Consider the following 15,008-nt stretch of genomic DNA (forward strand, 5'->3'; position numbering starts at 1 on the left):
AACGGCATGAGATGTTCAAATTGCCATAACAAAAGTACAAAAGTATTAGACTCAAGACCAATAGAGGAAGGCCAATCGATAAGGAGACGTAGGGAATGTGAACAATGCGGTTTTCGCTTTACAACATTTGAGCGAATTGAAGATGTTCCTTTAATTGTTGTTAAAAAAGATGGAGCACGTCAGGAGTTTAGCCGTGAAAAATTGATTCGTGGCATTATTAGAGCATGTGAAAAACGACCAGTTCCATTAGAAAGGATTGAAGGGATTGCATTGGGCGTTGAGAAAGAGCTTCGCAATGAAGGGATTTCAGAGGTCGATAGTAAAGAAGTAGGTGAAAGAGTTATGGATCGACTTTCTCAATTAGATGAAGTAGCTTATGTGCGATTTGCTTCCGTATACCGACAATTTAAAGATATCAGCGTTTTTCTTGATGAGTTAAAAGATTTAATTAAAACGGATAAGCAAAATTAATCAACATGAAAGGATTAGAGTGAGGATGAACAGGATTGGCAAGATTTTACCTGTTGAAGGTTATTATGTTGTTCTCAAAGAATCATTACCGATTGACTACGCAAAATCTTTAACACATTTATATCAACCGTTAATTGGAATTCAAGCAGTTACTTTATACCAAACGTTATTACATGAGAAAGACCTACAAATGAATAATACGAAACCCCAAACTCATCATACGTTAATGAATTACTTAAATCTACCTTTAGATGAAATATATGCTGCGCGTTTAAAATTAGAAGGAATTGGTATGTTAAAAACATATCAAAAAAATAATGGAACAAACAATATTTATACGTATGAATTACAGCCTTTATTCTCACCAAAAAACTTTTTTAAAGATCCTATGTTATCTCAGCTTTTATACCACCATATCGGTATGGACAAATATAACGGATTAAAACAGTATTTTGTACAACAATCTATGGATACGTATGGGGAGAGTATAACTGCTTCTTTTCTGGATGTCTTTCAGACGATAAGACCTGTGAGTACAATAGAGGTGGAAGATGAAGAAGAACCAGCGGGAATGGTTGAGCATACAGATCTTTCTTGGATTGAGCATGTATTGAAACAACGGATGATCCCAGTACAAAAAGTACTTACTTCATATAACCGTAAGTTGATTTCCCAAATGATGTTTTTATATGATTTAGAGACATTTGAAATTGAAAAGTCCCTTTTATGGGCATTAACAGATGAAAACTACCTCCATGTGGATGAATTTAAAGCTGCGTGTCATGACGTCTTTCAATCAAAATCGAAAGGGAATAAAGTGCAGCTCACAGAAAAGGATAGTTTTATTGATGGAAACCAAACCGATCGAAAGAAACCGGAGACAAAGGAAGAGCAATTGATTCAACACTTAGAAACCATATCTCCAAAGCAACTGTTGGAAGATCTGTCTAGCGGCAATCAAGCGTCAGAACAGGATTTACGGTTAATTCGTGATACCATGACCCAACAAGGTTTACCTTCTCCAGTTATGAATGTCTTAATTCATTATGTATTACTTCAATCTAACATGAAGCTTTCTAAAGCTTATTTAGGGAAAATAGCAAGTCATTGGTCAAGAGCTAATTTGAAAACCGCTAAAGAAGCTATGGTCTTTGCGAAACAAGAAAGAAATAGTTTCCAAAAAGGAAAGACAAGCCCAAACACCTATCGAACAAAACAATCAAGAGAAGTAATTCCTGATTGGTTTAAGGAACAGAAGAGCAAGCAAAGGCAAATGGCTGCAGCCCAGGAAGAAGTCTTAGATGAAGCTAAGGAACAAAAAGAAATAGAAGCGTTGTTAAAACAATATTCAAGCAACAATAAATAAGTGTGATCAAGGATGAATAATATGAAGCCAGTACAATCCTCGCTGCAAAAGTGGATGAGAGAAAATGAGAACTTCCAGGAAAATTATTTAAAAATAAAACAAGAAATACTTAGTGATGGGGAGATTAAATCATTTTTAGCCGAACATCCTCAATTGCCACAAGCGGAAATAGATAAAAATTTAATAAAGCTTCATGAATACAAAACACAATCAAAGCAGTGTGATCAATGTACATGTTTTGAAGAATGTAAGAATATGGTTCAAGGTTATTCTCCTGTTTTACAAGTAGAAGACAAAGAGATCCATTTATCTTATGAAAAATGCCATAATCGGAAGGATTATGAAAAGCAGCGGGAGCAACAACAGATGGTTCAGAGTTTATATATGCCGAAACAAATTCTTGAAGCAACGATTGATAACATTGATACAGATCCTAAACGAAGTAAAGCGGTTAAAGAATTACTCCAATTTGTGGAACAAGCTAAGTCAGGTGTACCTGAAAAAGGGATTTATTTTTACGGTCCATTCGGAGTAGGGAAAACATACTTTCTAGGGGCTTTAGCTAACAAACTAAAAGAATTACAGCTTTCTTCGACTATTATTTATATGCCGGAGTTTGTACGTGAAATGAAGGCTTCGATGAAAGATGATTCGATAAATAAAAAGCTAGATTATTTTAAAAAAGCAGATGTACTTATGCTTGATGATATTGGTGCCGAAATGCAATCCTCTTGGTTTCGTGATGAAATTCTTGGCTCGTTATTGCAATATAGAATGATGGAGGGACTCCCGGTATTCTTTACATCTAATTACAGTATGGAAGAGTTAGAAAGTCATCTTGCACAAACGAAGACGGGCGTTGAAACGGTGAAAGCTGGCCGGATTATTGAACGGATGAAACAGATTAGTAAAGAAATTCCCATTTTCGCTGAAAATAGAAGAAAATAACGTTAGGATGCACAAGAGCTTGAATTTTCAAGCTCTTTTTTTTATAGGAATATAACGTTTACGAGGATGATTACTAAAACCAAGTTAATTCAACTGTGTCAGACTAAAGCGATTAGTGTAGTGAATCCCCCCACACTTCTGTATGAAAAAGAGACTTTATAATACGAATGTCCGTCGTAATCTTGTTACGGACCGAACGGCACGGGTTTAACAAACCTCCTTTTATTATCACCTTTAGATCGCCCCTCTAGCGCTATTCCATTTTTAAATGAAGTAATGAAAAAGACTTATACTTTAAGGATTTGACTTTTCTAGACTAATGCTTTAGAAATAGGACTTTTCATACAATTGGTAAAAAGTTCAAAAAATCACTTGATTCCATCAATGAGAACGGTTATCATTTAGTTTAAATAATGATAATGATAATCATTCTCATTATAATTATAGGTAATAATAGTTATTTATATGAAACGAACGTTGGAAGGAGTGATACCATGCAGTTTACGGGAATTAAAGGAAAGGTAGCTGTCGTTATAGGTGCTTCAGGTGGTATGGGACAGTCGATAGTTGAACAGCTTTCTGATAATGGGGCATATGTAGTCGCAATAGATAATCAGAAAGATAAGCTTTATTCATTTGTGAGTGATTTGCAGCAAAAGGGGATCCAACTAGCATCATGCCCTCTTGATATTCGTGATTACGATGAAGTTGAGAAAACAATAGAAACCATTGAGAGGGATGTTGGACCAATAGAAATACTTATTCATGCAGCTGGTGTCCTTTATTTGGACGAAGTTGTTTCGTTACCAAAAACGAATTGGGATACAACTTTTGCGATTAATACTACTGGCGTATTTCATATAGCACAAGCAGTAAGCAGAAGAATGATTCCACGCCAAAAAGGTTCAATGGTTATTGTGAGTTCAAATGCTGCACGTATGCCACGGATGTCAATGGCTGCTTATGCAGCTTCAAAAGCAGCTACCACTATGTTTGTTAAATGCTTAGGACTAGAGTTAGCGCAACATCATATTCGTTGTAATATTGTTTCTCCAGGATCTACGGAAACAGATATGCTTAAACAGTTGTGGAAAGATGAGCAAGGAGAACAAATATCGATCAGCGGAACTGCAGAAGAATACCGACTAGGAATTCCACTAGGTAAAATAGGGCATCCATTGGATGTTACCCGAACTGTATTATTCCTTACTTCTGATATGGCTGGTCATATTACAATGGAGGATATTTGTGTAGATGGTGGAGCAACATTAGGGTTGTAAAACAAGCACAATAAAAGGAGGATATTAGAAATGATAAACGCTACTGCTACAAATAAAAGGGGACAAGCACCTTTACTTGAGCATTATCAAAAGGGCGATTTTTTCCTAGCTTCACCGTTACGGACGATTTTGGGAAGAGGGGTATATTCAACTGTCGATACTTCAAATAATCATGGGTTGTCGAATCAAATTAGGAATGCATTGACTCAGGCTAAATTAGCTGGGCAAAACAAGCCAATAGTGGTAGGAGCGATTCCATTTAGTACTTCTACAGCAGCAAAGCTAGTCATCCCAAAAGATATTCGTATCGGATCCTCTCTTTCAATTCAGGATGATGAATGCAAAAAAGCATCTAGCAGTTCATTTGAAATTCAATCTGTACCAGAACCAGAGGCATATTTGGCTGGTGTATTACAAGGTTTGGATGCTATTGAGGCAGGTTCGATCCAAAAAATTGTTTTATCGAGATCGTTACATATAACTTCAGCCAATCGAATAGATACACATCAATTATTAAAGAATCTGGCGTTTGATAACAAATCGGGCTACACATTTGCAGCTCATTTAAGTACCGAAAATGACCATTTAGAAGATCGAACATTAATTGGGGCAAGTCCAGAATTACTTGTCTCGAAAATGGGAGAAAAGATCGTGGCAAATCCGTTAGCTGGATCACGCCCTCGTTGTAAAGATCCAATTGAGGATGAGCAGCAAGCTAAAGAATTACTCGACTCAACGAAGGACTTACATGAACATACGGTAGTTGTCGAAGCGGTGAAACAATCACTACAAGGTTTTTGTTTAGAGCTAGATGTACCGAATAAGCCAACAGTAATCAAGACAGAAGCAATGTGGCATCTTTCTACTGAAATTACAGGGACTTTAAAAGATTCTCAAGTAACTTCTATCGATTTAGCAACAGCGTTGCACCCAACGCCAGCTGTTTGTGGCTACCCTACGGAGGATGCTCGTAATGCTATAGAGAAAATAGAACCATTTGATCGAGGTTTTTTTACTGGAATGGTAGGTTGGTGTGATGCATCTGGAAATGGGGAGTGGGTAGTTACGATTCGTTGTGCCGAAATACAAGGCAACAACCTTCAATTATATGCAGGAGCTGGAATTGTAGCTGGTTCAAACCCTGATGATGAGTTGGCTGAGACTGCAGCGAAATTTGGTACGATGCTCCAAGGAATGGGAATTTGAAAAAGGATAAAGGAGGAATGGCACAATGGTTTTAGCAGGATGTCCAACTTGGCCAGATGAATTTGCAACTTTTTATCGGGAAAAAGGGTGTTGGCAAGGAAAAACATTTGGACAGTTGTTGCAAGAAAATGCCAATAAATACGGAAACCAAATTGCCATGACAGACGGTGAAACAGAAGTGTCTTACAGTGATTTTAATGCAAACGTAGACCAGCTTGCAGCAGGTCTTCAAAGGTTAGGGATACAAAAAGAAGATCGTGTAGTGGTACAGCTGCCTAATCAACTTGCATTTTTTGATGTCGTCTTTGCTTTATTTCGTTTAGGAGCAATTCCCGTATATGCCCTTCCAGCACATCGGTATAGTGAGATTAGCTATTTTTGTGAATTTGCGGAAGCCAAAGCGTATATCATTCCTGACACGTATGGAGGGTTTAATTATACAGCATTAGCAAACGACGTACAAAAAAGCGTAAATTCACTTGAACATATCATTGTTCATGGTGAGACAAATGAATACACGTCGCTTTCTGAATTGTATTTACAAGCAGAATTTAAAGAGCCAGAAATTAAAGCAAGTGAAATAGCGTTCTTACAGTTATCTGGGGGGAGTACAGGGTTATCCAAATTAATTCCACGCACGCATGATGACTATATCTATACATTACACTTAAGTAATCAAATTTGTCGGATTAATGAAAATAGTGTATTTCTAGCTGTACTACCTATTGCACATAATTTCCCGATGAGTTCACCAGGCGTACTTGGAATATTGTATGCAGGTGGCAAGGTTGTATTATCTTTGGGTTCCAGTCCCGATAAAGCATTCCCGTTAATAGAAAAAGAACAGGTGAATATTACTGCACTTGTACCGCCAATTGCTCTTATATGGCTTGAAGCAATAAAAAGTCATGAAGATGATTTAACAAGTCTACAAGTAATTCAAGTTGGAGGAGCGAAATTTAGTGCGGAAGTTGCGAAACGTATTCAACCTGCGTTTGATTGTAAATTACAACAAGTATTTGGAATGGCGGAGGGCCTTGTTAATTATACACGCTTAGATGATCCAGACGAGATAATTGTACATACACAAGGAAAACCAATGTCAGCATATGATGAGATTCGGATTGTAGATGAAGAAGATACGATCGTGCCGATAGGTGAAGTAGGAGAGTTATTAACTCGTGGACCCTATACAATAAGAGGATATTATATGGCTCCAGTACATAACCGGAAAGCTTTTACTAGTGATGGCTTTTACCGAACCGGTGATTTAGTAAGTGTGAATGAACATGGTTATATCACTGTTGAAGGCCGTGATAAGGATCAAATTAATAGAGGTGGAGAAAAGATCGCAGCAGAGGAAGTCGAAAACCATTTATTGGCACATGCGAATGTATTTGATGCTGCAATCGTTGCTATGCCTGATAAATTCCTTGGTGAAAGAACTTGTGCATTCCTTATTTTAAAATCTCCTTCGGAAAAACCGGCAGATTTCAGGAATTTTTTAAGGGAAAAAGGCTTGGCTGCATATAAAATACCGGATCGTGTAGAGATTGTTGAAGCATTCCCTCAAACGCCATTTGGGAAAGTTAGTAAAAAAACATTGCGACAACAAATTGCACAAAAAATCAATATATAATCATTTATAGGATGAAAGGGAGTGAATAAGATGGGACTTCCATCTATAACAACATATCCGATGCCAAAAAGCACAGATTTACCTAATAATAAAGTGGACTGGCAAGTTGACCCGGAGCGGGCGGTACTACTTATCCATGATATGCAGCAATATTTTATGAATGCTTATGACTCTAGTCAATCACCGTTACCTGAACTAATCAACCATATTCAACAACTAAAAGAGCAGTGTAAACAAATGAATATACCAGTTTTTTATACAGCCCAGCCAGGTAATCAAGATCCAGTTGATCGAGCTCTCTTACAAGATTTCTGGGGTTCTGGACTAAGCGAAGATGCATCGGAGACGCAAATAATTACAGAACTTACTCCAGATGAATCCGATATTCTATTAACAAAATGGCGCTACAGTGCTTTTAAAAGGTCTGATTTTTTACGTATATTACAAGATAGCGGTAGGGATCAACTAATAATCACTGGCGTGTATGCGCATATTGGTTGTTTAGTGACAGCAACCGACGCATTTATGGAAGATATCCAATCATTCTTCGTTGCAGATGCAGTAGCCGATTTTTCGGAATCAGATCATAATATGGCTTTACAGTACGTTGCAAATCGTTGTGGGTATTGTTTAACTACAGAGACTGTTTTACGAGATCTTACCTCATATCAGGATGAACCTATTTCGTTTTCTAATCTAAAAAAGCAAATAGCTCATTTGCTCGACCTTGATCCTAAAGAGCTAGGAAATACGGATAATCTAATAGACGTAGGGCTTGATTCGATTCGCATGATGAGTTTAGTAGAGGAATGGCGGCAAGAGGGAATTGAAGTTAACTTTATGAAATTAGTAGAAAGGCCGACCCTAAACGATTGGTGGGAAATGATTACTGGGATACCACAAAATACATAAACTAGTGTCTATGGATAGGAGGTAACATGACAATGAAACAAAAACGGTACCCTTTAACTGGTGCTCAGACAGGGATTTGGTATGCTCAAAAACTAGATCCTAGTAATCCTATTTACAACACAGGAGAATATGTGGATATAAAAGGAAAGTTGGATATCAATCATCTGCAACAAGCGATTAGGCAAACGGTTTTGGAAGCAGAAAGCCTACATGCTCATTTAGAAGAAAGTCATGAAGGACCAAGGCAATCTATTCAATTAGAGAAAGACTTTTCTATCGATTACCTTGATGCTCGTGAACATTCCAACCCTAGTCAATTTGCGAAAAGATGGATGAAGGATGATTTGTCACAACCAATCGACATCGAAAAGGATTTATTATTTAAACAGGTTATCTTTCAAATTGATGAAAATCGATATTTTTGGTATCAAAAAATACATCATATTGCTGCAGATGCATTCGGTTTCTCCCTCATTAATCAAAGGGTTGCATCGTTGTATACATTATTTCTCCAAGGGGAAAAATTAGATGATGGCAGTGCATTGGGCTCATTTACAAAGGTTATAACCGAAGATCAAGGATATAGAAATTCGGAGAAATTTGAGGCTGATCGTGACTTCTGGATGAATCACTTTAGAGATTATCCAGAAGTCGTTAGTTTAGTAGATCGTTCAACGAGGTTACCTGCTTATTACATAAGTGATACAACTTATGTGGATAATGCAATCCTTACTTCCCTTCATAATAAATCGAGGAGATATAAAGGTAATTGGCATGATATGGTGATTGCAGCATTAGCCATTTATGTACATCGGATGACCGGAGAAGAAAATGTGATTTTGAGTTTACCTATGATGAATCGTTTTGGAACATCATCTTTGCGAGTTCCAGCAACAGTGATGAATATGCTGCCATTACGATTATCGTTACAGCCGGATGTATCATTACATAATCTGATCGAGCAAATTCATCAAGAAATCCGTATCATACGTAATCATCAGCATTATAGGCATGAAGATTTGCAGCGTGATCTCAAATTATTGGGGGATAACCAACGGTTGTTCGGTCCACAGATAAATATTATGCCTTTTGATTATACACTACGATTTGGAAAAGCAAAAGGAACAATATACAAGCTTGCAACAGGGCCTGTTGAGGACCTATCGTTAAACATTTATGATCAGAAGAATGATTCTGGATTACGATTTGATTTAGATGCTAACCCTGATATTTATAGTGAACAGGATGTGTATTTACATCTACAACGAATAGAAAAACTTGTGGTAGATATAGCTAATTCCTCAACGAAGCAAGCAATTGGTAAGCTTAACTTATTACTAACAAAGGAAAGGCAGCAGGTGCTAGAAGATTGGAATCCAGCCTATCATGAAATTGCTGATAAGCCATTTTTATCTCGTTTTGAAGAGCAAGTAAAAACGAATCCAGAACGTATTGCTGTAGAGTTTGGAGAAAAGAGGCTTTCTTACAGAGAATTAAATGGTCGAGCAAATCAAACCGCTTATTTGCTTCGTAAGCGAGGTGTAAAGCAGGGACACTTTGTAGCAATTATGTTACCTCGTTCAGATGAAATGCTTGTATCCATTCTTGCAGTAATAAAAACCGGTGCTGCCTATTTACCAATTGATCCGAGCTATCCGCAAGATCGAATTACGTATATGCTTGAAGACGCACAACCTGCTTGTGTTATTACGACAGTAAAAGATCAAATTTCATTGGAGAAAGAGAAAATAATCGTAGTAAACCTAGATGATAACAACATACAAGAAGAATTAACTTTCTCGAATAATCAAACCTTTCCCTCTCCTATTGTTTCTGGGAGTGAACCAGCTTATATGATTTATACTTCTGGTTCTACAGGTAGGCCGAAAGGTGTTGTAGTGAGAAATGAAGGCTTGATTAATTTTCTCGAGTCAATGCAATTGAAATTCAATCTTCAAGCTAGCGACCGGCTCTTAGCCGTAACAACAATAGCATTTGATATTTCTGCTCTGGAATTATTTCTACCTATCTTGAATGGTGCAACAACTGTCATTGTTGATAAAGAAACGATTCAAGATACGGATAAATTAGCACAGACTATTGAAACAAGAGATATTACGATTATGCAGGCTACTCCTACTCTCTGGCAAACGCTAGTAACATATCGCCCAAACACGATTCAAGGATTACAAGCGTTGGTTGGTGGTGAGGCACTACCTGCAAAACTGATGGAGGACTTACTTACGTTAAATTGTAAGATAACGAATTTATATGGTCCGACGGAAACAACAATTTGGTCAACCGCTATGCCAATTAGAGATAATGAAGCTAAAGCATTAATTGGCAGACCCATTGATAATACCAAAGTTTATATTTTGGATGCAGCTTTAAACCCATTACCCCCCAATGTTCCTGGTGATCTTTATATTGCAGGGAAAGGAATTGCCAATGGCTATTTAAATCGCCCTGGATTAACTGCTGAAAGGTTCATAGCTAATCCTTTCAGCCATCCTGGGGAGAGAATGTATTATACAGGAGATATCGCTAAATGGTTAAGTGATGGCACAATTGATTATATTAGTAGGTCTGACCACCAAGTGAAGCTTCGTGGATTTCGAATTGAACTAGGTGAAATTGAGAATGTACTAATGACACATCCAGATGTTGAACAAGCTGCTGTAATTGTACAAACAGACCAGTTAAGTAATCATCGGTTGGTAGCCTATCTTGTTGCAGATGAATCGTTGGATAGAAATGAAATTCGTTCACATATACAAGAGAAGCTTCCAGATTACATGGAACCATCCGTGTACCTTATTATTCCGAGTCTCCCACTAACACCAAATGGGAAACTCGATCGTAAAGCGCTTCCTGCTCCAGATATGGACCAAGAAGTATCAGATAGAGAGCCTAGGACACCACAAGAGGAGATTATATGTGATTTATTTGCTAAAGTGTTAGGCGTTCATCGTGTCGGAATTGACGATAATTTCTTTGATCTTGGGGGTCAATCTCTACTTGCTGGGCAGTTAATTAATCACATCCGTCAGATTTTTAATGTAGAAATTGGTATAAGTAAACTATTTACAGCACCTACCGTTGCAAGTCTTGCGGATGAGATTAATGATGGTAAGCAAGCTAGACCACCGATAAACAAAATGGAAAAACCAGTAAATATACCGTTATCCTTTGCACAGCAAAGGTTATGGTTCCTTTATCAATTAGAAGGAGCGAGTGCAACTTATAATATTCCAGTAGTTATTGAATTAACGGGTGATTTAAATATCGATGCCCTAGAACAATCCATCTATGATGTGGTGGATAGACACCAGTCATTACGGACTATTTTTCCAGAAACGGAAGGAAATCCGCTTCAATTAATTTTAAGTACTAAGGAAGCTAATCCTGTGATTTATCAAAGGCAAACAGATAAAACGAAAGTGGATGATGTCATTCATTCAGAAATAAACTATTGTTTTAATTTATCAGAAGAAGCTCCATTTCGTGTAACGCTTTTACAAATAGAGAAGGATCACTATGTACTTGTACTTTTGATTCATCATATTGTTGGTGATGGTTGGTCACTTCGGCCACTTGTACAGGACCTAGAGAGAGCTTACCAACGAAGAAGTAAGGGAGAAAAACCAAATTGGTCTGCGTTGCCATTGGAATATGCAGATTTTGTATTATGGCAAGAAGCGCTATTAGGATCAGAGAATGGTCAGACAAGCTTGATGGCGAATGAATTGGACTATTGGACACAGGAACTTGCGAATCTACCAGATCAATTAGACTTACCAACGGATTATCCACGTCCAGTAGAGTCAACCTATAAAGGAGATAGTTATTATTTTACCATCACTCCTGAATTACACCGCCAACTATTAAAAATGAGTCAACTTAACGGTGCCAGTCTTTTTATGGCATTGCAAGCTGGATTTACGGCATTATTAACTCGACTTGGGGCAGGGCAAGATATTCCTTTAGGTACTCCAGTTGCTGGTAGGAATGATGATGCGGTAGAAGATATTGTTGGTTTATTTATTAATACGATCGTATTACGTACAAATACTTCTGGTGATCCTAGTTTTCGAGAGTTACTTCAAAGAGTTCGTCGTACAAACTTAAATGCTTATGAACATCAGGATGTCCCTTTTGAGCGATTAGTTGAAGAATTGAATCCAATTCGATCTCGTTCAAAGCATCCATTATTTCAAATTATGTTCGCGCTGCAAAATACGCCGAACCCTGGTTTGGATTTACCTGAACTAGATAGTAATATAACAGTGAAGAGTGTAGGGTCTGCGAAATTCGATTTAACAGTTGAATTTCAAGAATTTAAAAATAGGGAAGGCAACCCAGATGGTGTAAAAGGAATGGTTGAATATAGTACAGATTTATTCAATCACCAAACGATTGAAAATATGTTCCAACGCTTTTTGAGACTGCTAGAATCAGCAGTAGTCGATATGGATCAACCAGTTGGTAAGCTAAATATATTGGGTTCTCACGAGGAAGAGATGATCTTGTCCGGTTGGAGCAGACAGAAAATGGTAGTAGCCGAAAATATATTACCTGATTTATTTGAAAAGCAAGTAGCCCATCATCCAAATGCAGAGGCTGTCGTAAGTAATAATCATACTTCATTAACATATGAAGATATCAATCAACAAGCAAACAGGCTTGCTCATTTACTAATAGCAAAAGGTGTAGGGCCAAATCAATTTGTGGCTTTAGCAATGCCTAGGTCAATCGATATGATCACTGGTTTACTCGGGATTCTAAAGGCAGGGGCAGGATATGTACCGCTTGATCCGAATTATCCAGATGCTCGAATTACTTATATGTATAACAATACGAAGCCTGTATGTCTCATTACAGATCAACAGCATAAAGATAAATTTAACAATAATCATCCTCATTCAATTATTGTATTAGATGAAAATAGTACGAAACAACAATTGCATAAACAAAAAACATCAAATCCGACAAATAGAGATCGTAATGGTTCACTTTCTCCTTATCATCCAGCTTATGTTATCTATACTTCTGGATCGACTGGGAATCCAAAAGGTGTGGTTGTTCCACATCAGAATGTCGTTCGATTATTTGGAGCGACGGATCATTGGTTCCATTTTCATGCTGAAGATGTATGGACGTTATTCCATTCCTATGCATTTGATTTTTCTGTTTGGGAAATGTGGGGTGCCCTGTTATATGGTGGGAAGTTAGTCATTGTCCCACATGAGATCAGTCGCTCGCCGGAAGCGTTCTTGAATCTTTTGGTAGATGAAAAAGTTACAGTTCTTAATCAAACGCCTTCTGCATTCTATCAACTTATCCAAGCAGATCGTCATTTGGGTGGGGTAAATCTAAATCTACGATATGTCATTTTTGGCGGTGAAGCATTAGATTTAAATCGATTAGAAGAATGGTATGAGAGACATGAGCAACATTATCCACAGTTAATTAATATGTATGGAATTACGGAAACTACCGTCCATGTTTCTTATAAAGAGTTAGATAAGGCAAGTATTACATTAAATGCAAATAGTATCATTGGTCAAGGAATTCCAGATTTAGGAGTATATATATTGGATGATTATTTAAATCCTGTTCCTCCAGATACAGTAGGAGAACTGTATGTATCTGGTGATGGAATGGCTTTAGGTTATCTAAATAGACCGGATTTAACTGCCGATCGTTTTATAGCTAATCCGTATGGAACTAGTGGTAGTCGAATGTATCGTACTGGCGATCTTGCCTGCTGGAACCATGATGGTTCCTTAGATTATATTGGTCGTGCCGATCATCAAGTTAAATTAAGGGGATTTCGCATTGAATTAGGTGAAATCGAAGCAGTGTTAGCTAAACATCCTGATATTGATGATGTCGTGGTAATGGTACGTGAAGATCAACCAGGTGACGAACGACTTGTAGCCTATTGCACTTGTAAGTATGACATGGAAACAGAGGAAGATAATTGGAGAGCGTTCGCTGCGAAACATCTTCCTGAGTATATGGTTCCATCTGCTTATGTAATGATGGAAACTCTCCCATTAACTCCTAATGGAAAATTAGATAAGAAAGTATTACCAGTCCCTGAATATGGTATGAGTAATGCTTATCGTATCCCAAGAACGCCACAAGAAGAAATTCTTTGTGCTTTATTTGCAGAAATTCTTGATTTGCCACAAGTTGGTATTGATGATGGATTCTTTGATCTGGGAGGTCACTCCTTACTGGCTGTTCAATTAATGACGCGGATAAAGCAAGTACTCGGAGTAGACTTGAATATTGGTACATTGTTTGCTGCTCCTTCTGTAGCGGGTCTTGCAGACCAACTTTCAGAAGAGAGCGACCATCATGCCTTAGATGTACTACTACCATTAAGAGAAAGCGGGAATCAGCCACCACTCTTCTGTGTTCATCCTGCTGGAGGATTAAGTTGGTGTTATGCAGGATTATTAAATAGTTTAGGAAAAGATTTTCCGATATATGGTATACAAGCCAGGGGGATTGCGGATTCTAGTCACTTACCTTCATCAATAGATGCCATGGCTAGTGAATATATACAACAGATAAAGCAAGTACAACCAGAGGGACCTTATCAGCTTGTTGGCTGGTCTTTAGGTGGAAATGTTATACATGCAATGGCTACGCAATTACAAGAATTAGGAGACACTGTATCATTGGTTGCCATGCTAGATGCTTATCCGAGTCATTTTCTTCCTATAAAGAATACACCAGATGATGAAGAGTCACTTGTCGCTCTGCTGGCATTAGGTGGATTTGATCCTGAAAATCTTGGCAATGAACCATTGAATTTTGAGAATGCACTTAACATATTACGTAATAATGGCAGTGCACTAGCAAGCCTTAGTGATCAAACGATTTTAAATTTAAAAGAGACTTATGGAAATTCAGTACGTATTTTAAGTGAATACAAGCCGAAAGCATTTTCAGGTGACGTCTTGTTTTTCCGTTCCACGATTATACCAGAGTGGTTTGATGAGATTTCACCAAATACATGGACTCCATATATTAATGGAAATATCGAAGTGCATGATATTCATTGTCGTCATAAAGATATGTGTCAGCCTGAACCATTAACCGAAATTGGCGATGTTCTATTGCAGAAACTATTCCAATTACAAGTGAATTAATCAATGAGAGGAGAACGATA

At 37.6% G+C, this 15,008-nt stretch carries 8 protein-coding genes; all 8 read left to right on the forward strand.

Translation table 11 applies throughout. The features are described 5' to 3' along the window. The first annotated feature begins 6 nt into the window (after positions 1 to 6). The 8 genes from nrdR (at position 7) to BN990_RS07905 (ending at position 14,988) form a co-directional block, all read left to right on the forward strand. Positions 7 to 471: a transcriptional regulator NrdR gene (gene nrdR, locus BN990_RS07870; protein ID WP_021290891.1), complete on the forward strand. Its 465-nt coding sequence runs from the start codon at positions 7 to 9 to the stop codon at positions 469 to 471. 25 nt (positions 472 to 496) lie between these two features. After that, entirely contained in the window at positions 497 to 1,837 is a 1,341-nt protein-coding gene (locus BN990_RS07875; protein ID WP_038243293.1) for a replication initiation and membrane attachment family protein, read from the forward strand. Between the two features lie 21 nt (positions 1,838 to 1,858). Next, positions 1,859 to 2,785 carry a primosomal protein DnaI gene (gene dnaI, locus BN990_RS07880; RefSeq protein WP_021290893.1) on the forward strand — a complete coding sequence of 309 codons (927 nt, stop codon included), beginning with the start codon at positions 1,859 to 1,861 and terminating at the stop codon, positions 2,783 to 2,785. Between the two features lie 494 nt (positions 2,786 to 3,279). Next, complete coding sequence (locus tag BN990_RS07885) at positions 3,280 to 4,065, forward strand: 2,3-dihydro-2,3-dihydroxybenzoate dehydrogenase (protein WP_021290894.1); 786 nt, start codon at positions 3,280 to 3,282, stop codon at positions 4,063 to 4,065. A 30-nt stretch (positions 4,066 to 4,095) separates the two neighbouring features. Next, positions 4,096 to 5,271, forward strand: a complete 1,176-nt coding sequence (gene dhbC / locus BN990_RS07890) for an isochorismate synthase DhbC (RefSeq protein WP_038243296.1) — start codon at positions 4,096 to 4,098, stop codon at positions 5,269 to 5,271. A gap of 25 nt (positions 5,272 to 5,296) precedes the next feature. Continuing rightward, on the forward strand, positions 5,297 to 6,910 hold the full coding sequence (locus BN990_RS07895; RefSeq protein WP_021290896.1) for a (2,3-dihydroxybenzoyl)adenylate synthase: 1,614 nt from the start codon (positions 5,297 to 5,299) through the stop codon (positions 6,908 to 6,910). 30 nt (positions 6,911 to 6,940) lie between these two features. Continuing rightward, positions 6,941 to 7,822 carry an isochorismatase gene (locus BN990_RS07900; RefSeq protein WP_021290897.1) on the forward strand — a complete coding sequence of 294 codons (882 nt, stop codon included), beginning with the start codon at positions 6,941 to 6,943 and terminating at the stop codon, positions 7,820 to 7,822. 26 nt (positions 7,823 to 7,848) lie between these two features. Continuing rightward, positions 7,849 to 14,988, forward strand: a complete 7,140-nt coding sequence (locus tag BN990_RS07905) for an amino acid adenylation domain-containing protein (RefSeq protein WP_038243299.1) — start codon at positions 7,849 to 7,851, stop codon at positions 14,986 to 14,988. The last annotated feature ends 20 nt before the right edge of the window (positions 14,989 to 15,008 follow it).

The sequence above is a fragment of the Virgibacillus salexigens genome, from assembly GCF_000723585.1.
Taxonomy (GTDB): Bacteria; Bacillota; Bacilli; order Bacillales; family Amphibacillaceae; genus Virgibacillus; species Virgibacillus salexigens.

Excerpts from the sequence above, each read along its gene's own strand:
- nrdR (WP_021290891.1), top strand. The coding sequence starts at position 7 with ATGAGATGTTCAAATTGCCATAACAAAAGTACAAAAGTATTAGACTCA.
- BN990_RS07875 (WP_038243293.1), top strand. The coding sequence starts at position 497 with ATGAACAGGATTGGCAAGATTTTACCTGTTGAAGGTTATTATGTTGTT.
- dnaI (WP_021290893.1), top strand. The coding sequence starts at position 1,859 with ATGAAGCCAGTACAATCCTCGCTGCAAAAGTGGATGAGAGAAAATGAG.
- BN990_RS07885 (WP_021290894.1), top strand. The coding sequence starts at position 3,280 with ATGCAGTTTACGGGAATTAAAGGAAAGGTAGCTGTCGTTATAGGTGCT.
- dhbC (WP_038243296.1), top strand. The coding sequence starts at position 4,096 with ATGATAAACGCTACTGCTACAAATAAAAGGGGACAAGCACCTTTACTT.
- BN990_RS07895 (WP_021290896.1), top strand. The coding sequence starts at position 5,297 with ATGGTTTTAGCAGGATGTCCAACTTGGCCAGATGAATTTGCAACTTTT.
- BN990_RS07900 (WP_021290897.1), top strand. The coding sequence starts at position 6,941 with ATGGGACTTCCATCTATAACAACATATCCGATGCCAAAAAGCACAGAT.
- BN990_RS07905 (WP_038243299.1), top strand. The coding sequence starts at position 7,849 with ATGACAATGAAACAAAAACGGTACCCTTTAACTGGTGCTCAGACAGGG.